The sequence below is a fragment of the Bradyrhizobium sp. genome, assembly GCF_049691595.1.
Taxonomy (GTDB): Bacteria; Pseudomonadota; Alphaproteobacteria; order Rhizobiales; family Xanthobacteraceae; genus Bradyrhizobium.
In genome coordinates, this window is the sequence record NZ_JBAVNZ010000107.1 from 1 (window position 1) to 1,773 (window position 1,773).

The following is a 1,773-nucleotide window of genomic DNA, read 5'->3' on the forward strand; positions in this document are numbered from 1 at the left end:
GGCCTGGTCTCGGTCAAGCTCGTCTCCGAAGTCGGCGTCGGCACGGTGGCGGCCGGCGTGGCGAAAGCGCGCGCCGACCATGTCACCATCGCGGGCTTCGAGGGCGGCACCGGCGCCTCGCCGCTGACCTCGATCAAGCACGCCGGCTCGCCGTGGGAAATCGGGCTTGCCGAAACCCACCAGACGCTGGTGCGCGAGCGGCTGCGCAGCCGCATCGTGGTGCAGGTCGATGGCGGCTTCCGCACCGGGCGCGACGTGGTGATCGGCGCGCTGCTGGGGGCCGACGAGTTCGGCTTCGCCACCGCGCCGCTGATCGCGGCCGGCTGCATCATGATGCGCAAGTGCCATCTCAACACCTGCCCGGTCGGCGTCGCGACCCAGGACCCGGTGCTGCGCAAGCGCTTCACCGGCCAGCCCGAGCATGTCATCAACTATTTCTTCTTCGTCGCCGAGGAGGTGCGCGAGATCATGGCACAGCTCGGCTACCGCAGCTTCGACGAGATGGTCGGCCAGACCCAGATGCTCGACCAGACGACGCTGGCGGCGCACTGGAAGGCCAAGGGGCTCGACTTCTCAAAACTGTTCGTGCGCCAAAAGGAACTGCCGGGCCAGAAGATTTATCACGCCGAGGCCCAGAACCATCATCTGGAGGACGTGCTCGACCGCCGGCTGATCGACAAGGCGAGGGCCGCGCTCGACCGCGGCGCGCCGGTCAGGATCGAAGCGGAAATCAACAACACCAACCGCAGCGCCGGCGCGATGCTGTCGGGGGCGGTGGCGAAAATCTACGGCCATGCCGGCCTGCCGCTGGATACGATCCAGGTCAGCCTCAAGGGCACCGCGGGCCAGGCGTTCGGCGCCTGGCTTGCGCGCGGCATCACCTTCGATCTCGAGGGCGAAGCCAACGACTATGTCGGCAAGGGCCTGTCCGGCGGACGCATCATCGTCAAGCCGCCGCGCAACTCCGGCATCGTGCCGGAAGAATCCATCATCGTCGGCAACACCGTGATGTATGGCGCAATCGAGGGCGAATGCTATTTCCGCGGCATCGCCGGCGAGCGTTTTGCGGTGCGTAACTCCGGCGCGGTCGCGGTGGTCGAGGGCGCCGGCGATCATTGCTGCGAATACATGACCGGCGGCATCGTGGTCGTGCTCGGCAGGACCGGACGCAATTTCGCGGCCGGCATGTCCGGCGGCATCGCCTATGTGCTGGATGAGGCCGGCGACTTCGCAAAACTCTGCAACATGGCGATGGTCGAGCTCGAGCCGGTGCTGTCGGAAGAGCTGATCAACGCCAATTCCTATCACGCCTCCGGCGATCTCGAGGCGCATGGCCGGGTCGACGTGTTCCAGAACCTGCTCGAGTCCGACGTCGAGCGGCTGCACGTGCTGATCACGCGCCATGCCAAGCTGACCGGCTCGGACAAGGCCGCCGAGATCCTCGCCAGCTGGAAGGCCTGGCTGCCGAAATTCCGCAAGGTGATGCCGGTGGAATACGGCCGCGCGCTGAAGGAATTGAAGGCCAACGCCGACGCCGAGCCGAAAATCGCGATCGGGGCATAACAAAGAGAGCTCAAGACCGTCATTGCGAGCGCAGCGAAGCAATCCAGAAGGCCGCGGCAAGACATGGATTGCTTCGTCGCTCCGCTCCTCGCAATGACGGGGGGAATGACGGGAAGTAATGAAGGCCAAGTAAGGATGCAGGGACGCCAGGCTTAATGGGCAAGATCACAGGTTTTCTCGAGATCGAGCGGCACGACCGCAAATACGCGC

Annotated in this window: 1 protein-coding gene; it reads left to right on the forward strand. The window is 65.3% G+C overall.

Features of this window, described 5'->3' with window-relative positions:
* Window positions 1-1,563 (forward strand): glutamate synthase-related protein (locus WCE35_RS04920; RefSeq protein WP_424592219.1); only part of this gene is annotated, 1,563 nt, incomplete at its 5' end.
* Window positions 1,564-1,773: the final 210 nt, after the last annotated feature.